Raw genomic sequence first — 17,950 nt, 5'->3', positions numbered from 1 at the left:
GCGGCCCGCCACGCGCCGCCGGGCCGGGTCCCGCCATGGGACGATTCTGATTCCGCCGCCGAACGGTGAATTCGCCATCGGCGTCATGTACCATATGCGCTTTCCAGACCGCCACGGGGGCCCCGGCACCTGGCGGCGCATGGCGCAGCGCGCCCAAACCGATCCATCCGGAAGCCTTTCATGAGCGACCAGCAACAAGCCACCCAGCAGGACGACCAGCCCTTCTTCAACATCCAGCGCGTGTACCTGAAGGACATGTCGCTCGAACAGCCGAACTCCCCGGCCATCTTCCTGGAATCGGAAGCCCCTTCGGTGGAAGTGCAGGTCAACGTGGGTGCCGCCCAGCTGCAGGAGGGCATCTTCGAGGTGGTGGTGACGGGCACCGTGACGACCAAGGTGCAGGACAAGGTGGCGTTCCTGGTGGAAGCACACCAGGCCGGCATCTTCGACATCCGCAACGTGCCGGCCGAACAGCTGGACCCGCTGCTGGGCATCGCCTGCCCGACCATCCTGTACCCGTACCTGCGCGGCAACATCGCCGACGTGATCACGCGCGCCGGCTTCCAGGCGATCCACCTGTCGGAAATCAACTTCCAGGCGCTGTACGAGCAACGCCTGCAGGCCGCGATGGAAGAAGCGCAGGGCCAGGCCGGCGAGTCGGGCATCGTGCTGCCGGACGGCAGCCAGGCGCGCCACTGATCCGCGCCGCGGCCGGATCTGCTGAAAAACGGGGCTGCGGCCCCGTTTCCGTTTTCTGATTTCCGATGTGGCCGTCGGGCGTCCATACTTCCGGCACACGTGCGGGCACACCTTCGGGCACACCGCGCCTTCATCGGACCTTCCACCCATCCACCCATCCCTCGGACCTGCCATGAAACTGACCATCCTGGGCGCCGGCGCATGGGGCACCGCCCTGGCCAGCCACGCCGCTTCCGACAGCCGGCATGACGTGGTGCTGTGGGGCCGCGACGCGGACCAGCTTGCCGCCCTGGCCGCCACGGGCACCAATGCCGCTTACCTGCCGGGCGTGACGCTGTCGCCCCGGCTGGCGTGCCAGCCCGACTTCGACGCGGCCGTCGACCACGCGCTCGGCGATCCGCAGGGGTTGACCGTGGTGGCCACGCCGGTGTCCGGCCTGCGCGAGATGACGCGGCGGCTGGCCGGGCGCCGCAAGGGGCCGCTGGCGATGCTCTGGCTGTGCAAGGGCTTCGAGGCCGACACCCACGCGCTGCCGCACCAGATGGTGCGCGAGGAACTGGACGCGCTGGGCGGCGCTGCCGACGACGTCCGCTACGGCGTGCTGACCGGGCCCAGCTTCGCCCGGGAAGTCGCCCAGGGGCTGCCCTGCGCGCTGACGGTGGCGGGCACCACGCACGACCTGACCGACCTGGCGCAACTGGCCTTCCACCATCATGCGATGCGGATCTATGGCAGCGACGACCTGATCGGCGTGGAAGTGGGCGGCGCGGTGAAGAACGTGCTGGCCATCGCCACGGGCGCCAGCGACGGGCTGGGCCTGGGGCTGAACGCCCGCGCCGCGCTGGTCACGCGCGGGCTGGCCGAGATGACGCGGCTGGGCCTGGCGCTGGGCGGACGCACCGAGACGTTCATGGGCCTGGCCGGCATGGGCGACCTGATCCTGACCGCCACCGGCGACCTGTCGCGCAACCGGCGCGTCGGCCAGCAACTGGCCACGGGCCGCACGCTCGACCAGATCCTGCACGACCTGGGCCACGTGGCCGAGGGCGTGCGCTGCGCCCAGGCCGTGGCGGCGCTGGCGGCGCGGCATGGCGTGGAGATGCCGATCACCCGCGCGGTCTGCGCCGTGCTGTTCGACGGCCTGCCCGTTGCCGATGCGGTGGCGCGGCTGCTGCAGCGCGACGCGCGCGACGAATAGCCATACCGCCACGCCGGCGTGCCGCGCCGGCCGTCCTTTTCCTGCCCTTTTCCTGCCCTTGTCCAAGCCGACCATCATGGCCAGTCGCCGTCAGGCCCTTCGCATTCTCGCGGCCACCGCCGCCACCGCTTCGCTGCCCGCCTTTGCCGATGCCCCGTGGCCGGCCCGTCCGATCCGCATGGTCGTGCCGTTCCCGGCCGGATCGTCGCCGGACCTGATCGCGCGGATCGTCACGGAGAAGCTGGCGGCCGTGCTCGGCCAGCCGGTGGTCGTGGAAAACCGGCCCGGCGCGGGCGGCAACATCGGCACCGGGCTCGTCGCCAAGGCGGCGCCCGACGGCTACACGCTGCTGTTCACGATCAACGGCCCGCTGGTGACGGCGCCGTCGCTGTACCGGCACCTGAGCTACGACCCGATGAAGCAGTTGGCGCCGGTGACGCTGGTGGCCACGTCGCCCAACGTACTGGTGGTCGATGCCCGGCTGCCCGCCCACACGCTGCACGAGTTCGTGGCGCTGGCGAAGGCGCGGCCGGGCGTGCTGAACTATGGCTCGGTGGGCAACGGCAGCGCGGCCCATCTGGCGATGGAGCAGTTGAAGGCGGCGGCTGGCATCGACCTGCAGCACGTGCCGTATGCCGGTTTTCCGCAGATCACGACGGCGATGGTTGGCGGGCAGGTGCAGGCCGGGTTCATGGTGCCGGCCATTGCCATGCCGATGGTGACGGCCGGCAAGCTGCGTGTGCTGGCGGTGACGTCGGCGGGGCGCACGGGCGTGCTGCCGTCGGTGCCGACCGTCGCGGAATCGGGCTATCCGGGCTTCGAGGCCATCTCGTGGCAGGCAATCCTGGCGCCGGCCGGCACGCCTGCGCCGATCGTCGACCGGCTTTACCGCGAACTGGTGCGGATCATCGGCAGCGACGACGTGCGGGAGCGGATGCGCGCGCAGTATTTCGTGCCGGCCGGCACGGCGCCGGCGTCGCTGCGGCAGACCATGGTCCCCGAGAAGGCCCGGTGGGACAAGGTGATTCGCGCGGCCAACGTGCAGCCGGAGGACTGACGGCCGGCGGGGCGGGCCGGCTCAGGCGCCGCCCGCGAAGCCGTGCTGGCGCCAGGCCTCGAACACCACCACGGCGACCGTGTTGGACAGGTTGAGGCTGCGGTTGTTGGGGCGCATCGGCAGACGGATGCGCTGCGCGGCGGGAAACCACTCGCGGCGCTCGGGTGCCAGGCCGCGTGTTTCCGATCCGAACACGAACCAGTCGCCAGGCTGGAAGCTGACCTCGCCGAACGGCGTGGAGCCGTGCGTGGTCAGCGCGAACATGCGCGCGGGGTCGGGCTGCTCGGCGGCCATCAGCGCGTCCCAGCTATCGTGCACGCGCATGGTCGCGTACTCGTGATAGTCCAGGCCGGCGCGCCGCATCCGGGCGTCTTCCAGCGGAAACCCGAGCGGCTTGACCAGGTGAAGCTGCGCGCCGGTGTTGGCGCACAGGCGGATCACATTGCCGGTGTTCGGCGGGATTTCGGGTTCGACAAGGACGACGTGGAACATGGGATGGCCTGCAAAAAACCGGTCCGCAGCTTACCGCGGGCGCCGCGCCGTGTCACGGTGTGCGCAGCGCCGCCACGGCCGTGACGCGGGCGGCGCCGTGGGCCTTCAGGGCCCGCGCGGCCTCGCGCAGCGTGGCGCCGGTGGTCATCACGTCGTCGACCAGGGCGATGTGCAGCCCGTCCAGCCGGGCCGCGGGGCTGACCGAGAACGCCTGCCGCAGGTTGGCCAGGCGCGCGGGCAGGTCGAGCGTGCGCTGGCTGGCGGTATCGCGAAGGCGCCACAGCATCGACGGTGACGCCGGCACGCCCAGCCGCCGCGCCAGTGGCCGGCCGATTTCCCACGCCTGGTTGAAGCCGCGTTCTGCCAGGCGCGACGCCGACAGCGGAATCGGGACCAGCAGGTCGGGCAGGGCATCGTCGCGCATGGCGTGGGCCAGCCGCTCCGCCAGCCACGCGGCGGCGGGCAACTGGCCGCCGAACTTCAACTGCAGGATCAACCGGTCGAACGGCGCGGTGTAGTCGCCCAGCGTCAGCGTGGTGTCGATGGGATCGTCGTCGGCGCACTGGCCGCACGGGCCGTGGCTGTGCGGCGTGGCGCAGCGGGGGCAGCGCGGCACGGGCTGCAGCAGGCGGGCGGCGCAAGCGGCGCAGACCACGTCGCGCTGCACGGCCGTGCAGGCCAGGCAGGCCGATGGCAGCAGCGCGCGCCACAGGTGGGCCGCATGCCGGGCAAAGACCCTTCGGGCGCGCGGGAGCCCCGGCGCGTATACTTCCGGCGGTCCGCCCCGCGTGGCGCCCGATGGTGCGGCACTTTGCCGCACCTGCCGATCCGACCCTTGCTGCCCTGTTCGTCCGTGTCCCTGCATGCCACCGATTCTCCTGATGCCTGGTTGCCGCCCGCGCGGCTGACCCGGCTTGCGTTCGACCGCCGTAGCCCGCGCTTCGGCCAGCTCGATTTCCTGCTGGGCGAGATTGGCCAGCGCATGCAGGAGCGGATGGAAGTGGTCCGGCTGGCGCCGCGGCGTGCGCTCGATATCGGCTGCGGCCACGGCCAGGGCCTGGCGGGCTTGCGCGCGCGGTTTCCCGACGCGCAGATCGCCGGCCTGGACATCTCCGGCGCCATGCTGCAACAGGCCGGCCAGCGCGACCCGCAGCGCCGGCCAGGCTGGATCGGCCGCCTGCTGGGCAAGCGCCCGATGTTCGACCTGGTGCAGGGCGATCTTGCCACACTGCCGTTCGCGCCGGCCAGCTTCGACCTGCTCTGGTCGAACCTGGCGCTGCACTGGCATCCCGAGCCCCATCGCGTCTTTCCGGAATGGCACCGCGTGAGCGCCGACGACGGGCTGGTCATGTTCTCGCTGTTCGGCCCGGACACGCTCAAGGAGCTGCGCGCCGCGTTTGCCGAGGTGGACCTGGACGCCCATACGCTGCGCTTCGTCGACATGCACGACATTGGCGACATGCTCGTGCACAGCGGCTGGTCCACGCCGGTCATGGACATGGAAACGCTGACCATCACCTACGAGACGCCCGAGAAGCTGCTGCGCGAGGTGCAGGCGTTCGGCGGCATGCGCCGCCCGGGCGCCGCCGGCCTGCGCGGGCGCCGCTGGCACCGCGCCGTGCTGGCCGCGCTGGACCGGCTACGTAACCCGGATGGCGTGATCCCGTTGACGTTCGAGATTGTCTACGGCCATGCCTGGAAGATTCCGGCGCGCGGCAAGCAGGCAACCGACGATCAGGGCCGCGCCATCATCCCGGTCGACAGGATCGGCCGCACCCCGCCGCGCCGCTGACGCGCGCGGGCAGCCCGGTCGCCCGACAATCGGGCCGCATCGTTTGTGTTGCCTATCGGGGGCTTGAAGGTCATGCACAAATACTTGAACAGCGCAAGCACTTCGGTCAAATCCTATGTTGTTCAGGTATGCGAAGCGCCATATAATGGGCCGGTTTGTCGCAGTGGTCCCCTGGCACAAGAACGCCCCGGCATGCACTTCGCACGTGCTCCCCTGAGGCGGATTTCGTCCCGGGTGTGCATCCGATGCAGAGTGGTTGGCGATGCAAGACTTGGGTATCGCATTCCAGACGGCAGTAGGTGACTCCGGCGGAAATCTCGACGGACGCACCCCCTTGCCGGATATCGACTGGCTGATGAAGCGGAATTGTTCGCTTTCCCCACGCCAGGTTGGCTGGTTCTACTTCTCCATCGCATGTTTCTCGATTGCCATATCGGCGCTGATGGCCGTGTGGCTAGGGGCCTGGCTCGTGCTGCCGTTCGCCGGCCTGGAACTGGCCGGGCTGGGGATTGCCCTGCTGGCGTATGCGCGCCATGCGACGGATTATGAACGCGTGAGTGTGACCGACGGCATGCTGGTCGTGGAGACAGCCAGCGCCAGTCGGGTCACGCGGGAAGTCTTCAATCCACAGTGGGTGCGGATTGAACTGGGTGAATCGTTCCGGGCGCTCGTGGTTCTGCGGTCGGACAGGCGCACCGTGCGGGTGGGGTCGTATCTGGACCCGTACCGGCGGCGCAAGTTCGCGCAGGAACTCGCGGCGGCCCTGCATGGCGTCCATCCCGGACGCCGGGCAGGGCAGGGCGGGGACAGATTTGAATCTGTAAATTGGGTAGATAAACAATGAAAATGTGGAAGAAGGCATCCGCAGCATGTCTGGCAGGCGCGTCCCTGCTTGTCAGCCAGGCGGCCTCCGCGGTCAGTGACATGCCGGGCGGCCCCGCCGTCCGACAGCTCAACCTGACCGAACCCGTTACAAAAATCGCCGAACAGATTCATTGGCTGAACTGGATGATGCTGATCATCTGCACCGTGATCTTCATCGCGGTGTTCAGCGTGATGTTCTATTCCATCTTCAAGCACCGCAAGAGCAAGGGCGCGAAGTCGGCCTCGTTCCACGAAAGCATCACCGTGGAAGTGGTCTGGACCATCGTGCCGTTCCTGATCGTGATCGCGATGGCGCTGCCCGCCACCAAGACCGTGGTGGCGATGAAGGACACCACCAACTCGGACATCACGATCAAGGCCACCGGCTACCAGTGGAAGTGGGGCTACGACTACCTGAAGGGGCCGGGCGAGGGCATCTCGTTCGTCTCCACGCTGACCACGCCGCGCGAGCAGATCAACAACCAGCAGGAAAAGTCGAACACCTACCTGATGGAGGTGGACAACGAGCTGGTGGTGCCGGTCAACAAGAAGATCCGCATCGTCACCACGGCCAACGACGTGATCCACGCCTGGATGATCCCGGCCTTCGGCGTCAAGCAGGACGCCATCCCCGGCTTTGTGCGCGACACATGGTTCCGGGCCGAGAAGACCGGCATCTACCGCGGCCAGTGCGCCGAGCTGTGCGGCAAGGAACACGCATTCATGCCGATCGTGGTGCGCGTGGTCTCGGACGCCGAGTACACCAAGTGGGTGGACGACCGCAAGAAGCTGATGGCCGCGGCCGCCGACGATCCCAACAAGACCTGGACGATGGACGAGATCAAGGTGCGCGGCGAGAAGGTCTACGCGGCCAATTGCGCGGTCTGCCATCAGCCCAACGGCAAGGGCGCGGGCGCGTTCCCGGCGCTGGACGGCTCCAAGGTCGTCACCGGCCCGAAGGCCGGCCAGATGCACGTCCTGCTGGAAGGCAAGGGTGGCATGCCGTCGTGGAAGCAGCTCTCGGATACCGAGCTGGCGGCCGTGATGACCTACACCCGCAACAGCTGGAGCAACAAGACCGGTGAAGTGATCCAGCCGGCGGACTTCGTGAACGCTCGCGCGGGCAAGTTCCCCGAGGGCGGCGGCGCGCAAGCCGGCGCTGGCGACGCGGCCCCCAAGGCCGGCAAGCCGGCCACGTCCAACGACAAGCAGGCCAGCCTCGCGGGCAACCGCGTCGCGGGCTGACCCGCGGCAGCCCCGCATTCAGGAATTGATGGAGTCATTGCGATGAGTACCGCTACCCCGGAGACACTGGGCCATCCGCACGACCACGCGCACGATCATGACCATGCGCACGATCATCCGCATGGCTGGCGCCGCTGGCTGTTCGCGACCAACCACAAGGACATCGGCACGCTGTACCTGCTGTTCTCGTTCACGATGCTGCTGTCGGGCGGCGTGCTGGCGCTGCTGATCCGCCTGGAGCTGTTCGAGCCGGGCCTGCAGTTCTTCCGCCCCGAACTGTTCAACCAGTTCACCACGATGCACGGCCTGATCATGGTGTTCGGCGCGATCATGCCGGCATTCGTGGGCTTTGCGAACTGGATGATCCCGCTGCAGATCGGCGCCTCGGACATGGCCTTCGCACGGATGAACAACTTCAGCTTCTGGCTGATGCCGCCGGCCGCGCTGCTGCTGGTGGGCTCGTTCTTCGTGCCGGGCGGCGCCACCGCCGCGGGCTGGACGCTCTACGCGCCGCTGTCGGTGCAGATGGGCCCCGGCATGGACATGGCCATCTTCGCCATGCACATCATGGGCGCGTCGTCGATCATGGGCTCGATCAACATCATCGTGACCATCCTCAACATGCGCGCCCCGGGCATGACGCTGATGAAGATGCCGATGTTCTGCTGGACGTGGCTGATCACGGCGTACCTGCTGATCGCCGTGATGCCGGTGCTGGCCGGCGCCATCACGATGGTGCTGACCGACCGCCACTTCGGCACGAGCTTCTTCTCGGCGGCCGGCGGCGGCGACCCGGTGATGTACCAGCACATCTTCTGGTTCTTCGGGCACCCCGAGGTGTACATCATGATCCTGCCGGCGTTCGGCATCGTCTCGCACGTCGTGCCGGCGTTCGCGCGCAAGCGCCTGTTCGGCTACAGCTCGATGGTGTACGCCACGGCGTCGATCGCGATCCTGTCGTTCATCGTCTGGGCCCACCACATGTTCACCACGGGCATGCCGGTGACGGGCCAGCTCTTCTTCATGTACGCGACGATGCTGATCGCGGTGCCCACGGCCGTGAAGATCTTCAACTGGATCGCCACCATGTGGCGCGGCTCGATGACGTTCGAGACGCCGATGCTGTTCGCCATCGGCTTCATCTTCGTGTTCACGATTGGCGGCTTCACGGGCCTGATGCCGGCCGTGGCGCCGATCGACATCCAGCTGCAGGACACCTACTTCATCGTGGCGCACTTCCACTACGTGCTGGTGGCGGGCTCGCTGTTCGCGCTGTTCGCGGGCTTCTACTACTGGGGCCCGAAGTGGAGCGGGTTCATGTATGACGAAATGCGCGGCAAGATCCACTTCTGGGGCTCGCTGATCTTCTTCAACGTGACCTTCTTCCCGATGCACTTCCTGGGCCTGGCCGGCATGCCGCGCCGCTACGCGGACTACCCGACGCAGTTCACGGACTTCAACGCCGTGGCCTCGCTGGGCGCGCTGGGCTTTGGCCTGATGCAGGTGTACTTCTTCTTTGCCGTGGTGCTGCCGTCGTACCGCGGTGGCGCGGCCGCCGGCGACAAGCCGTGGGATGGCGCCGAAGGGCTGGAATGGACCGTGCCGTCGCCGGCCCCGTTCCACACCTTCGAGGAACCGCCGGTGGTGAAGTAATCCGCAGTGACGAGGCCGGATGCCCGCGGGGCGTCCGGCCGCATCGAGACAGAAAGACATGCAGCCCTCAGCAAAAAGCCCATCGCAGCAGGCACGCGAAGCCAGCCAGAAAGCCGGCAACCGGCGCCTGGGCTGGATCCTGCTGTCCATCGTGATGGTCTTCTTCCTGGGATTCGTGGCCAAGATGAAGTTCCTTGGCGGCTGACCCGAGCAGCAAGACGGACAAGACCGGAGACAACGCCGTGCAAGCGCAGGACAAGGCCCTGGAGAAGCGGTTCAACCGCGGCATGCTGATGCGGCTGCTGGTGGTGGTCACGCTGATGTTCGGCTTTGGCTACGCGCTGGTGCCGCTGTACCGGGCCATCTGCGACCTCACCGGCATCAACGTGGTGACCACGCGCGACCTGTACGGCGCCAGCAACGCCGTGCGCAACACGCAGGTGGACCGCAGCCGCACGATCACCGTGGAGTTCGATTCGAACACGCGCGGGCCGTTTGCGTTCCGGCCGGTCAGGCATTCGATGGAAGTGCATCCTGGCGAGCTGACGACGATTGTCTACGAGGTGGCGAACGGCCAGCCGCGCGACATCTCTGCGCAGGCGATCCCGAGCTACGCGCCCAAGCAGGCCACGGAGTACTTCCGGAAGGTGGAGTGCTTCTGCTTCAAGCAGCAGACGCTGAAGGCGAACGAGGCGCGCGAGATGCCGGTGGTCTTCGTGATCGATCCGAAGCTGCCGAAGGACGTGAAGAACATCACACTGTCGTACACGTTCTTCGAGATCGGCACGCCGGTGGCGCAGGCCCCGGAAGCCGGCGCCGCGCCGGCGGCCCAGGGCGGCTGAGGGAGGCCGGGCCATGGCGACGGACGATCCGGTGCACCGCAAGGCGTCGTTCGCACAGACGGTGCGGGCGGTGCTGTGGTCGTTCATCGGGCTGCGCAAGGGGTCGGAGCATGAGTCGGACATGGCGCGCCTGAACCCGGTGCACGTGATCATCGCCGGGCTGATGGCGGCGGCAGTGTTCGTGGCGGTGCTGATCGTCATCGTGCGCGCCGTGGTCAGCCAGGCATAGCAGGGCAGCAGATACAAAGCGAGCACGCCGCCGGCCAGATGTCGGGGCCGGACGGGCGGATAACATGAATCGAGACTTTGAGCTGGAGATAGAAGAATGAGTGCGAATCGCGCAAACGCCCCGTACTACTTCGTGCCGGGCCCGTCGCGCCATCCGATCACGGCGGCGTTCGGGCTGCTGCTGACCGGTGCGGGAGCCGCCGGCTGGGTCAACGGGCAGCCGTGGGCGCCGTATGTCTGCGGCTTCGGCCTGATCTGGTTCCTGTTCGTGCTCAAGAGCTGGTTCGGCGACGCCATCGGCGAGTCCGAGGGCGGGCTGTACGGCAAGAACATCGACGTGTCGTTCCGCTGGTCGATGGGCTGGTTCATCTTCTCCGAGGTGATGTTCTTCGCGGCGTTCTTCGGCGCGCTGTTCTACGCCCGCACCATCGCCATGCCGTGGCTGGGCGACCTGAACAACAAGATCATCTGGCCGGATTTCGCGGCCGTGTGGCCCCACACCGGCCCGGCCGGCACCGTGGAGTCGTTCCAGACCATGGGCCCGTGGCCGATCCCGACGATCAACACGGCGCTGCTGCTGACCTCCGGCGTGACGCTGACCTGGGCGCACCACGCGCTGCTGGCCGGCAAGCGCAACCAGGTGATCCAGGGGCTGGTGCTGACGATCCTGCTGGGCGCGCTGTTCATGTGCCTGCAGGTCTACGAATACATGCACGCCTACCAGGAGCTGAACCTGAAGCTCACGTCGGGGGTCTATGGTTCGACGTTCTTCCTGCTCACGGGCTTCCACGGCTTCCACGTGACGATGGGCGCCATCATGCTGGCCGTGGTGCTGGGCCGCGTGCTCAAGGGCCATTTCACGCCGGACCACCACTTCGCGTTCGAAGGCGCAGCCTGGTACTGGCACTTCGTGGACGTGGTCTGGCTTGGGCTGTACGTGGTCGTGTACTGGTTGTAATGCAGGGGCCGCCGCCCGACGGCGGCGTTGCAAGACAAGCGAGAAGCGCCGCGGGAGCCATCCTTCGCGGCGCTTTTTTCTTGGGCCCGGCTCAGGGCGACATCTGGATGCCGGTGCTCTGGATCCAGCCCATCCAGTGCGAGAACAGGATGAACAGGAACAGCGCCACCGAGAAGCCGACGCGCAGCATCAGCGAGCGCATCATGTTGGGGGTGCGGCCGCGGTCGCGCATCATGAAGAACAGCGCGGAGGCCAGGCTGCCGATGATCAGGATGAAGGCGACGATGATGACGAAGCGCATGGGGGGGCTCTTTTCGGCGAGCGCCCATTATCGCACCGTGCCCCACGGAGAACACCCGTGACGACCCGCAGGCGCTGGCGCGCGCCGGGCCCGGTGCCGATGGTGGCCGCGCTGGTGGTCATCGCCGTGACCTGCGCGCTGGGCAACTGGCAGCTGCGCCGCGGCCACGAGAAGACCGACCGCGCCGCGCGGCTGGCCACGCTGGCCGCGCAGGCCCCAATGGCGCTGCGGGCCGGGCAGGCCGATGCCGGCGCGCTGGTGGACCGCCGCGTGGTGGCGCGCGGCACGTTCGAGGCGGCGCACACCGTGCTGCTGGACAACCGCCCGCACGGCAACGGCACCGACAGCCGCGCGGGATTCCTGGTCCTCACGCCGCTGCGGCTGGCCGATGGCGGGCACGTGCTGGTGCTGCGCGGATGGCTGCCGCGCGACGCCCAGGACCGCACCCGCATCGCGCCGTTCGCCACGCCGGCGGGCGAGGTGTCGGTGGCCGGCATCGCGCTGGCCGCCGTGCCGCGCGTCTACAGCCTGGGCCAGGCCCCGTCGGCCGAGGCCGGCCGCAAGATACGTCAGAATATCGACCTTGCCGCGTTTGGCGGCGAGATCGGGGCGCCGCTGCTGCCCGTGGTGGTGCAGCAGGCCACCGACACCGGGGACGGCCTGGCGCGCGACTGGGCGCCGGCCGACCTGGGCGCGGACCGCCACTTCGGCTACGCCGCGCAGTGGTTCGGCCTGGCCGGGCTGACCGTGGTGCTGGTGGCGGTGCTGGGCTGGCGCAGGGCCCGGCGCGAAGACCGGCAGGATGAACCGCAGGCTGGCCGGCAGAACGACGCCGGACCCACCAATCGAATGATCGAACGATGAACGTACAGACGCCTCCCATGTCGCAGCCCGACCCCTCGGCCACGCCCGACCCCCGCATCGACGCGCGCACGCGCCGCGGCCGCCTGCAGATGCTGATGCTGCTGCTGGTCTGTGCGTCGCCGGTGCTGTTCTCGTATTTCACCTATTACGTGATCAAGCCGACCGGCGGATCGACCAACTACGGCGCGCTGGTCGATCCGCAGCGCCCGATGCCGCCCGTGCAACTGGTGGACGAACGCGGCGACGCGCTGCCGCTGGCGTCGCTGCGCGGCAAGTGGCTGATGCTGATGACCGACGGCGCCGCCTGCGACGAAGCCTGCGCGCGCAAGCTGTTCACGATGCGCCAGATCCGGGCCGGGCAGGGCGAGGGCCGCGAGCGGATCGTGCCGGTCTGGCTGATCCAGGGCGCCGGCAAGGTGGACGGCCGGCTCGTCGACGCCTACAACGAACCCTATGCCGGCGTGCGATTCCTGCGCATGGACCGCGCCGCCATCGCGCAATGGCTGCCGGCGGCGCCCGACGGCCGCGTGGAGGACACGATCTACCTGGTCGACCCGCTCGGCAACCTGATGATGCGCTGGCCGAAAGACCCCGACCCCAAGAAGATGAGCGGCGACCTGAAGAAGCTGCTCAAGTATTCCCGCATCGGCTGATGGGCCGACCGCTCCATTCCTTTGTCTGACCTGGCTGTACCGAAATGCTGCTCCAGCTCGCCATCATTGGCATCCTGATCGCCCTGCTGCCGCTGTCCTACGTGATGGTCCGCGGCAGCCGCGACAAATACCGCAGGCTCGTGTGGATCACGGCGTTCCTGACGCTCGACCTGATCATGTTCGGCAGCTTCACCCGGCTGACCGACTCCGGCCTGGGCTGCCCCGACTGGCCGGGCTGCTACGGCCATTCAAACCCGCACGCGGCGATGGAGCCGATCCGGGCGGCCGAGACCGCGCTGCCGAGCGGCCCGGTGACGCTGGCCAAGGCGTGGATCGAGATGATCCATCGCTATTTCGCCATGGCGGTGGGCGTGCTGATCATCTCGCTGATGGTGCTGGCGTGGGTCCGGCGGCGGGAACTGAAGCAGTCGCCGTGGTACGCCACCGGCGTGTTCGTGCTGGTCTGCGTGCAGGGCCTGTTCGGCGCGCTGACCGTGACGATGAAGCTGCAGCCGATCATCGTGGTCACGCACCTGATGCTGGCGATGCTGCTGCTGGCGTCGCTGATCTGGCTCGGCTCGCGCAACGAAGCGCCGCATCCGGTGGCGCCGCAGGCCGCGGCGCTGCGCTGGGCCGGCGTGCTGGGGCTGGTGCTGCTGGTGATCCAGATCTTCCTGGGTGGCTGGGTGAGCACCAACTACGCGGTGCTGGCCTGTACCGATTTTCCGCTCTGCAACGGCCAGCTGGTGCCCGAGATGGACTTCCGGCACGGCTTCACGCTGTGGCGCCAGCTGGGCATGACCGCCGACGGCGCCTACATTCCGCACGCGGCGCTGGTGGCCATCCACTGGGTGCACCGGGGCTTTGCGTTCGTGGTGCTGGGCTACCTGCTCTGGTTCGGCCTGCGCGCGCGGCGGCTGGAGGGGCTGTCGCGCCACGGCAAGTGGCTGCTGGCCGTGCTGGCGCTGCAACTGGCTACCGGGATGTCGAACATTGTGTTCGACTGGCCGCTGGTGGCCGCCGTGGCCCATAACGGCGGGGCGGCGCTGCTCCTGATGCTGTTGCTCCGTCTCAACTACAATATCGGCCTCGCGACCCGCTCCGCCGGCGCCGCCGCCCAACCCGCCGTGGCGGCGCGCGCCACATGAAAGACAAGATGCCCCCCGTGGTTACCGCTACCCATCCCCATTCCTCCGTGGGCCGATTACGACACCTGGCCCGCCAATATGCCGCGCTGACCAAGCCGCGCGTGACGCAGCTGGCCGTGTTCTGCTCGGTCATCGGCATGTTCCTGGCCACGCCCGGCATGGTGCCGTGGTCCGTGTTGATCGGCGGTGCCGCCGGCATCTGGCTGCTGGCCGGTGCCGCGTTTGCCATCAATTGCCTGGTCGAGCAGAAGATCGACGCGCTGATGCGCCGCACCGCGTGGCGGCCATCGGCCACGGGCGAGATCACGACGGCCCAGACGCTGGTGTTCTCGGCCATCCTGGGCGGCGCCGGCATGTGGCTGCTGCACGTCTTTGCCAATGACCTGACGATGTGGCTGACGTTTGCCACGTTCCTGGGCTACGCGGTGGTCTACACGATCCTGCTGAAGCCGGCCACGCCGCAGAACATCGTCATCGGGGGGCTGTCCGGCGCCATGCCGCCGGCGCTGGGCTGGGCCGCCGTGGCGGGCACCGTGCCGGCCGAGGCGTGGTTCCTGGTGCTGATCATCTTCACGTGGACGCCGCCGCACTTCTGGGCGCTGGCGCTCTATCGCCGCGCCGACTACGCCAAGTCGGGCCTGCCGATGCTGCCGATCACCCACGGCGAGCGCTACACGCTGCTGCACATCCTGCTGTACACGCTGGTCATGATCGCCGCCACGCTGCTGCCGTTCGTCTATGGCATGAGCGGCTACATCTACCTGGCGGCCGCGCTGGGGCTCGGGCTGGTGTTCCTGGGCTACGCCTGGAAGCTGTTCCGCAACTATTCGGATGAGTTGGCGCAGCGCACCTTCCGCTATTCGATCCTTTACCTGTCACTGCTGTTCGCGGCGCTGCTGGTGGATCACTACTTCAAGTTCGTGCCGCAGGTCTGACCCGCCTGTCCTGCGGCATCTTGCCGCGCCCGGAAGCCATGGCCGATGTGATCGGCGATACTTTCGGGCGTCTTCCCTCCTACCCGCCTCCACGCATGCCGACTCCCGCCCCCGGCCTTCTGGCCACGTTCCGCCGCCTCTGCCTGCTGGCGCTCTGCACCGCGCTGCTGGCGGCCTGCGGCCAGCCGAAACCGTCGTTCAAGAACGTCGACATCTCGGGCGCCAGCGACTTCGGCAAGGATTTCGCGCTGCTGGACCCCGCGGGCAAGACCCGCACGCTGGGCGACTTCAAGGGCAAGGTGGTGCTGATGTTCTTCGGCTACACCCATTGCCCGGACGTCTGTCCGACGACGATGGTCGAGCTGAAGCAGGTCATGGAGCAGATGGGCCCCGACGCCGACAAGGTGCAGGTGCTGTTCGTCACCGTGGACCCGGAGCGCGACACGCCGGCACTGATGGGCCAGTACGTGCCGGCCTTCGACGCCCGCTTCCTGGGCCTGCGCCCGGCCGACGAAGCCGCGCTGAAGAAGCTGGCCAAGGACTTCAAGGTCTACTACGCCAAGGTGCCGGGAACGTCGCCCAACAACTACACGATGGACCATTCGGCCGGCAGCTACGTGTTCGACCAGAACGGCCAGCTCCGGCTGTTCATCCGCCACGGCCAGGGCCCCGAGCCGATCGCGCACGACCTGAAGGCGCTGATGTCCTGACGGGGCGGGGTGCGGCGCGCTGCGGCGCTCAGGCAAACAAAAAGGCCGGTCAATCGACCGGCCTTTTGCATGGGGCGCGTGGCCCGGAAGGATCAGGCAAACGCGGCCAGCGCGCCCTTCATCTTCTTCATCGCGGCCACCTCGATCTGGCGGATGCGCTCGGCGGACACGCCGAATTCGTCGGCCAGCTCATGCAGCGTGGCGCCGCCCGAGCCGTCGTCGTTCACGTCCAGCCAGCGCGCCTCGATGATGCGGCGGCTGCGCGGGTCGAGCTTGCCCAGCGCCTCTTCCAGCCCTTCCACCTGCAGGCGGTCGCGCGTCTTGGCCTCGATGACCTTGGTCGGCTCGTTATGGTTGTCCGCCAGGTAGGCGATGGGCGCGAATTCCTCCTCGCCGTCGTCGACCTGGCCTTCCAGCGCCATGTCGCCACCCGCCATGCGGGTTTCCATCTCCATCACTTCCTCGGGCTTGACGTTCAGCTCGCGGGCGACGGCTTCCACCTGCTCGGGGGTGAAGGTGTGCAGCCCCTGCTTGTGGCTGCGCAGGTTGAAGAACAGCTTGCGCTGGGCCTTGGTGGTGGCCACTTTGACCATGCGCCAGTTCTTCAGCACGTATTCGTGGATCTCGGCCTTGATCCAGTGCATCGCGTACGACACCAGGCGCACGCCCTGTTCGGGGTCGAAGCGCTTCACGGCCTTCATCAGGCCGATGTTGCCTTCCTGGATCAGGTCGGCGTGCGGCAGGCCGTAGCCCAGGTACTGGCGGGCGATGGACACCACGAGGCGCAGGTGCGACATCACCAGGCGGCGCGCGGCATCGACCGATTCGTTGTCGCGCAGGTCGCGCGCCAGGCGAAGCTCTTCCTCGGGCGTCAGCATCGGGATGCGATGTACCGCCTGGATGTAGCTTTCCAGATTGCCCAGCGTGCCCGGAAACGTCAGCGCAAGGCTGTTCGCGGCAGCACTCTGGGGCGCCGTCGGCAGACGGCGGGAAACTTGGGTGGGATCGGCAGACAAGACTGCGTTCACTATGACTCCTTTCGCATCCGGCGGTGGGTTGCCGGTGTGTCCCGGAAGGACACCGCATTGCAACGCATATTAGCACTCGAACCGGACGAGTGCTAAGTTAGAAGGCCTATGGGGTTGATAGTTCCACCCGATTAAAACCGGATGACTGATAGCGGTAAGTTGCCATCACAATGTCGCTAAGCCCCAGTCCTGACAAGGCCTCCCGGGCCATGGGCCCGCTCGACAGAAAGATTAGAGGGGCGCGGCACCCATCGGTTTCCGATGATTTCCTCGCATTTGCGGGATGGTGAATTGCGGGATTCGCTACACTGAAGCCCATTGGCAGCCACATCGGCCAGTCGCATTGCACCATTCCCCGGAGACGTTCTCATGTCTGCTATCGAACACTTGCTGAAACCCCATGTGCGGGACATCGGCGAGTTCACCGTTCGCCGCCTGTTGCCCGCCGCCACGACCCAGACGGTCGGGCCTTTTATCTTCTTCGACCACATGGGCCCGGTGGTGATGGAGGCCGGCCACGGCATGGATGTGCGTCCGCATCCACATATCGGACTGGCCACGGTCACCTACCTGTTCGAGGGCGCGATCCTGCATCGGGACAGCCTGGGCAGCGAGCAGGTGATTCGCCCCGGCGACGTGAACTGGATGACGGCCGGCACCGGCATCGTCCATTCCGAGCGCACGCCCGACGACGAGCGCGAAGCCGGCCCGCGCGTGCACGGCATCCAGACCTGGGTGGCGCTGCCGAAGGCGCATGAGAATGATCCGCCGTCGTTCCACCACCATCCGGGCGCGACGCTGCCCAAGCTGGAACTGCCGGGTGTGCGGATGACGGTGATTGCCGGCGATGCATTCGGCGCGGAATCGCCGGTGCGGGTCTACAGCCGCACGCTGTACGTGGCCATCGAGATGGATGCCGGCGCCACCCTGGTCATCCCGCCCGAGCACGTGCAGCGGGGCATCTACCCGGTGGACGGCAACCTGGAAATGGACGGCGAGACGCTGCCCGCCGAGCACCTGGTGGTGCTGACGCCGGGCGAGCCGGTGACGATTACCGCGACGCTGCCGTCGCGCGTGATGCTGCTAGGGGGCGATCCGACCGACGGCCGCCGGTTCATCTTCTGGAACTTCGTGGCCAGCAGCAAGGAAGCCATCGAGGAAGCCAGCCAGCGCTGGCAGGACGACAAGTTCCCGCACGTGCCCGGCGAGACCGAGCGGATTCCGCTGCCGGTGCGGCGCTAGGGCCCCCGGGGCCCCAAAAGCCCCAGGCCCGCCGGCCGCCG

General features: G+C 67.7%; 21 protein-coding genes. 17 read left to right on the top strand and 4 right to left on the bottom strand.

All coding sequences use genetic code 11. The annotated features are described in order from the left end of the window. The first annotated feature begins 180 nt into the window (after positions 1–180). From secB to EHF44_RS04100, 3 genes are all read left to right on the top strand, one after another. The gene (gene secB, locus EHF44_RS04110) at positions 181–699 is read left to right on the top strand and encodes a protein-export chaperone SecB (RefSeq protein ID WP_124682571.1); all 519 of its coding nucleotides are present in this window, start codon (positions 181–183) and stop codon (positions 697–699) included. Positions 700–871: 172 nt separating this feature from the next. After that, positions 872–1,897: an NAD(P)H-dependent glycerol-3-phosphate dehydrogenase gene (locus EHF44_RS04105; RefSeq protein ID WP_124682570.1), complete on the top strand. Its 1,026-nt coding sequence runs from the start codon at positions 872–874 to the stop codon at positions 1,895–1,897. Positions 1,898–1,973: 76 nt separating this feature from the next. Continuing rightward, on the top strand, positions 1,974–2,954 hold the full coding sequence (locus EHF44_RS04100) for a Bug family tripartite tricarboxylate transporter substrate binding protein (protein WP_124682569.1): 981 nt from the start codon (positions 1,974–1,976) through the stop codon (positions 2,952–2,954). 21 nt (positions 2,955–2,975) lie between these two features. Here EHF44_RS04100 and trmL read toward each other — a convergent pair whose 3' ends face one another. Next, positions 2,976–3,446 (bottom strand): tRNA (uridine(34)/cytosine(34)/5-carboxymethylaminomethyluridine(34)-2'-O)-methyltransferase TrmL, encoded by a 471-nt coding sequence (trmL, locus tag EHF44_RS04095; protein ID WP_124682568.1) that lies wholly within the window; start codon positions 3,444–3,446, stop codon positions 2,976–2,978. A 52-nt stretch (positions 3,447–3,498) separates the two neighbouring features. Next, positions 3,499–4,311 (bottom strand): ComF family protein, encoded by an 813-nt coding sequence (locus EHF44_RS04090; protein WP_253699968.1) that lies wholly within the window; start codon positions 4,309–4,311, stop codon positions 3,499–3,501. On the opposite strand from EHF44_RS04090, the gene EHF44_RS04085 reads away from it, so the two are divergent. From EHF44_RS04085 to EHF44_RS04055, 8 genes are all read left to right on the top strand, one after another. Then, positions 4,300–5,238, top strand: coding sequence for a methyltransferase domain-containing protein (locus EHF44_RS04085; protein WP_253699966.1), 939 nt, complete (start codon positions 4,300–4,302; stop codon positions 5,236–5,238). The genes EHF44_RS04090 and EHF44_RS04085 overlap by 12 nt on opposite strands. A 262-nt stretch (positions 5,239–5,500) precedes the next feature. After that, positions 5,501–6,082 (top strand): DUF2244 domain-containing protein, encoded by a 582-nt coding sequence (locus EHF44_RS04080; RefSeq protein ID WP_124684984.1) that lies wholly within the window; start codon positions 5,501–5,503, stop codon positions 6,080–6,082. Continuing rightward, the gene (coxB, locus tag EHF44_RS04075) at positions 6,079–7,347 is read left to right on the top strand and encodes a cytochrome c oxidase subunit II (RefSeq protein WP_124682566.1); all 1,269 of its coding nucleotides are present in this window, start codon (positions 6,079–6,081) and stop codon (positions 7,345–7,347) included. The genes EHF44_RS04080 and coxB overlap by 4 nt, the downstream gene beginning before the upstream one ends. Positions 7,348–7,389: 42 nt before the next feature. Then, entirely contained in the window at positions 7,390–9,000 is a 1,611-nt protein-coding gene (ctaD, locus tag EHF44_RS04070; RefSeq protein ID WP_124682565.1) for a cytochrome c oxidase subunit I, read from the top strand. A gap of 58 nt (positions 9,001–9,058) precedes the next feature. Then, positions 9,059–9,205 carry a cytochrome oxidase small assembly protein gene (locus tag EHF44_RS28285; protein WP_172966006.1) on the top strand — a complete coding sequence of 49 codons (147 nt, stop codon included), beginning with the start codon at positions 9,059–9,061 and terminating at the stop codon, positions 9,203–9,205. Positions 9,206–9,242: 37 nt separating this feature from the next. Continuing rightward, positions 9,243–9,842, top strand: coding sequence for a cytochrome c oxidase assembly protein (locus tag EHF44_RS04065; RefSeq protein WP_124682564.1), 600 nt, complete (start codon positions 9,243–9,245; stop codon positions 9,840–9,842). 13 nt (positions 9,843–9,855) lie between these two features. Beyond that, positions 9,856–10,071 (top strand): DUF2970 domain-containing protein, encoded by a 216-nt coding sequence (locus EHF44_RS04060; RefSeq protein WP_124682563.1) that lies wholly within the window; start codon positions 9,856–9,858, stop codon positions 10,069–10,071. A 96-nt stretch (positions 10,072–10,167) separates the two neighbouring features. Next, positions 10,168–11,028 (top strand): cytochrome c oxidase subunit 3, encoded by an 861-nt coding sequence (locus tag EHF44_RS04055; protein ID WP_124682562.1) that lies wholly within the window; start codon positions 10,168–10,170, stop codon positions 11,026–11,028. 91 nt (positions 11,029–11,119) lie between these two features. Here the strand turns inward: EHF44_RS04055 and EHF44_RS04050 are convergent, their stop codons facing one another. Beyond that, positions 11,120–11,329 (bottom strand): twin transmembrane helix small protein, encoded by a 210-nt coding sequence (locus tag EHF44_RS04050; RefSeq protein WP_124682561.1) that lies wholly within the window; start codon positions 11,327–11,329, stop codon positions 11,120–11,122. Between the two features lie 99 nt (positions 11,330–11,428). On the opposite strand from EHF44_RS04050, the gene EHF44_RS04045 reads away from it, so the two are divergent. From EHF44_RS04045 to EHF44_RS04025, 5 genes are all read left to right on the top strand, one after another. After that, positions 11,429–12,193 carry an SURF1 family protein gene (locus EHF44_RS04045; RefSeq protein WP_124684983.1) on the top strand — a complete coding sequence of 255 codons (765 nt, stop codon included), beginning with the start codon at positions 11,429–11,431 and terminating at the stop codon, positions 12,191–12,193. Beyond that, the gene (locus EHF44_RS04040; RefSeq protein WP_124682560.1) at positions 12,190–12,846 is read left to right on the top strand and encodes an SCO family protein; all 657 of its coding nucleotides are present in this window, start codon (positions 12,190–12,192) and stop codon (positions 12,844–12,846) included. Before EHF44_RS04045 ends, EHF44_RS04040 begins: the two co-directional genes overlap by 4 nt. Before the next feature lie 44 nt (positions 12,847–12,890). Beyond that, positions 12,891–13,994 carry a COX15/CtaA family protein gene (locus EHF44_RS04035; RefSeq protein WP_124682559.1) on the top strand — a complete coding sequence of 368 codons (1,104 nt, stop codon included), beginning with the start codon at positions 12,891–12,893 and terminating at the stop codon, positions 13,992–13,994. 8 nt (positions 13,995–14,002) lie between these two features. Then, positions 14,003–14,929 (top strand): heme o synthase, encoded by a 927-nt coding sequence (gene cyoE / locus EHF44_RS04030; protein ID WP_172966087.1) that lies wholly within the window; start codon positions 14,003–14,005, stop codon positions 14,927–14,929. A 95-nt stretch (positions 14,930–15,024) separates the two neighbouring features. Then, positions 15,025–15,639, top strand: coding sequence for an SCO family protein (locus EHF44_RS04025; protein ID WP_124682557.1), 615 nt, complete (start codon positions 15,025–15,027; stop codon positions 15,637–15,639). A gap of 92 nt (positions 15,640–15,731) precedes the next feature. On the opposite strand, the gene rpoH is transcribed toward EHF44_RS04025, so the two are convergent. Further along, positions 15,732–16,667: an RNA polymerase sigma factor RpoH gene (gene rpoH, locus EHF44_RS04020; RefSeq protein ID WP_124682556.1), complete on the bottom strand. Its 936-nt coding sequence runs from the start codon at positions 16,665–16,667 to the stop codon at positions 15,732–15,734. Between the two features lie 369 nt (positions 16,668–17,036). On the opposite strand from rpoH, the gene EHF44_RS04015 reads away from it, so the two are divergent. Continuing rightward, positions 17,037–17,909 (top strand): pirin family protein, encoded by an 873-nt coding sequence (locus EHF44_RS04015; protein WP_124682555.1) that lies wholly within the window; start codon positions 17,037–17,039, stop codon positions 17,907–17,909. Positions 17,910–17,950: the final 41 nt, after the last annotated feature.

The organism is Cupriavidus pauculus (assembly GCF_003854935.1).
In the GTDB taxonomy this organism is placed as follows: Bacteria; Pseudomonadota; Gammaproteobacteria; order Burkholderiales; family Burkholderiaceae; genus Cupriavidus; species Cupriavidus pauculus_C.
Note: the sequence above shows the minus strand (reverse complement) of the source record. Positions and strands in the feature narration are given on the sequence as shown.

Coding starts and splice junctions, on each gene's coding strand:
- EHF44_RS04100 (WP_124682569.1), top strand. CDS start 1,974: ATGGCCAGTCGCCGTCAGGCCCTTCGCATTCTCGCGGCCACCGCCGCC.
- EHF44_RS04040 (WP_124682560.1), top strand. CDS start 12,190: ATGAACGTACAGACGCCTCCCATGTCGCAGCCCGACCCCTCGGCCACG.
- EHF44_RS04060 (WP_124682563.1), top strand. CDS start 9,856: ATGGCGACGGACGATCCGGTGCACCGCAAGGCGTCGTTCGCACAGACG.
- EHF44_RS04105 (WP_124682570.1), top strand. CDS start 872: ATGAAACTGACCATCCTGGGCGCCGGCGCATGGGGCACCGCCCTGGCC.
- coxB (WP_124682566.1), top strand. CDS start 6,079: ATGAAAATGTGGAAGAAGGCATCCGCAGCATGTCTGGCAGGCGCGTCC.
- EHF44_RS04050 (WP_124682561.1), bottom strand. CDS start 11,329: ATGCGCTTCGTCATCATCGTCGCCTTCATCCTGATCATCGGCAGCCTG.
- EHF44_RS04055 (WP_124682562.1), top strand. CDS start 10,168: ATGAGTGCGAATCGCGCAAACGCCCCGTACTACTTCGTGCCGGGCCCG.
- cyoE (WP_172966087.1), top strand. CDS start 14,003: ATGCCCCCCGTGGTTACCGCTACCCATCCCCATTCCTCCGTGGGCCGA.
- EHF44_RS04080 (WP_124684984.1), top strand. CDS start 5,501: ATGCAAGACTTGGGTATCGCATTCCAGACGGCAGTAGGTGACTCCGGC.
- EHF44_RS28285 (WP_172966006.1), top strand. CDS start 9,059: ATGCAGCCCTCAGCAAAAAGCCCATCGCAGCAGGCACGCGAAGCCAGC.
- EHF44_RS04045 (WP_124684983.1), top strand. CDS start 11,429: ATGGTGGCCGCGCTGGTGGTCATCGCCGTGACCTGCGCGCTGGGCAAC.
- EHF44_RS04025 (WP_124682557.1), top strand. CDS start 15,025: ATGCCGACTCCCGCCCCCGGCCTTCTGGCCACGTTCCGCCGCCTCTGC.
- trmL (WP_124682568.1), bottom strand. CDS start 3,446: ATGTTCCACGTCGTCCTTGTCGAACCCGAAATCCCGCCGAACACCGGC.
- EHF44_RS04035 (WP_124682559.1), top strand. CDS start 12,891: ATGCTGCTCCAGCTCGCCATCATTGGCATCCTGATCGCCCTGCTGCCG.
- EHF44_RS04090 (WP_253699968.1), bottom strand. CDS start 4,311: ATGCAGGGACACGGACGAACAGGGCAGCAAGGGTCGGATCGGCAGGTG.
- EHF44_RS04015 (WP_124682555.1), top strand. CDS start 17,037: ATGTCTGCTATCGAACACTTGCTGAAACCCCATGTGCGGGACATCGGC.
- secB (WP_124682571.1), top strand. CDS start 181: ATGAGCGACCAGCAACAAGCCACCCAGCAGGACGACCAGCCCTTCTTC.
- ctaD (WP_124682565.1), top strand. CDS start 7,390: ATGAGTACCGCTACCCCGGAGACACTGGGCCATCCGCACGACCACGCG.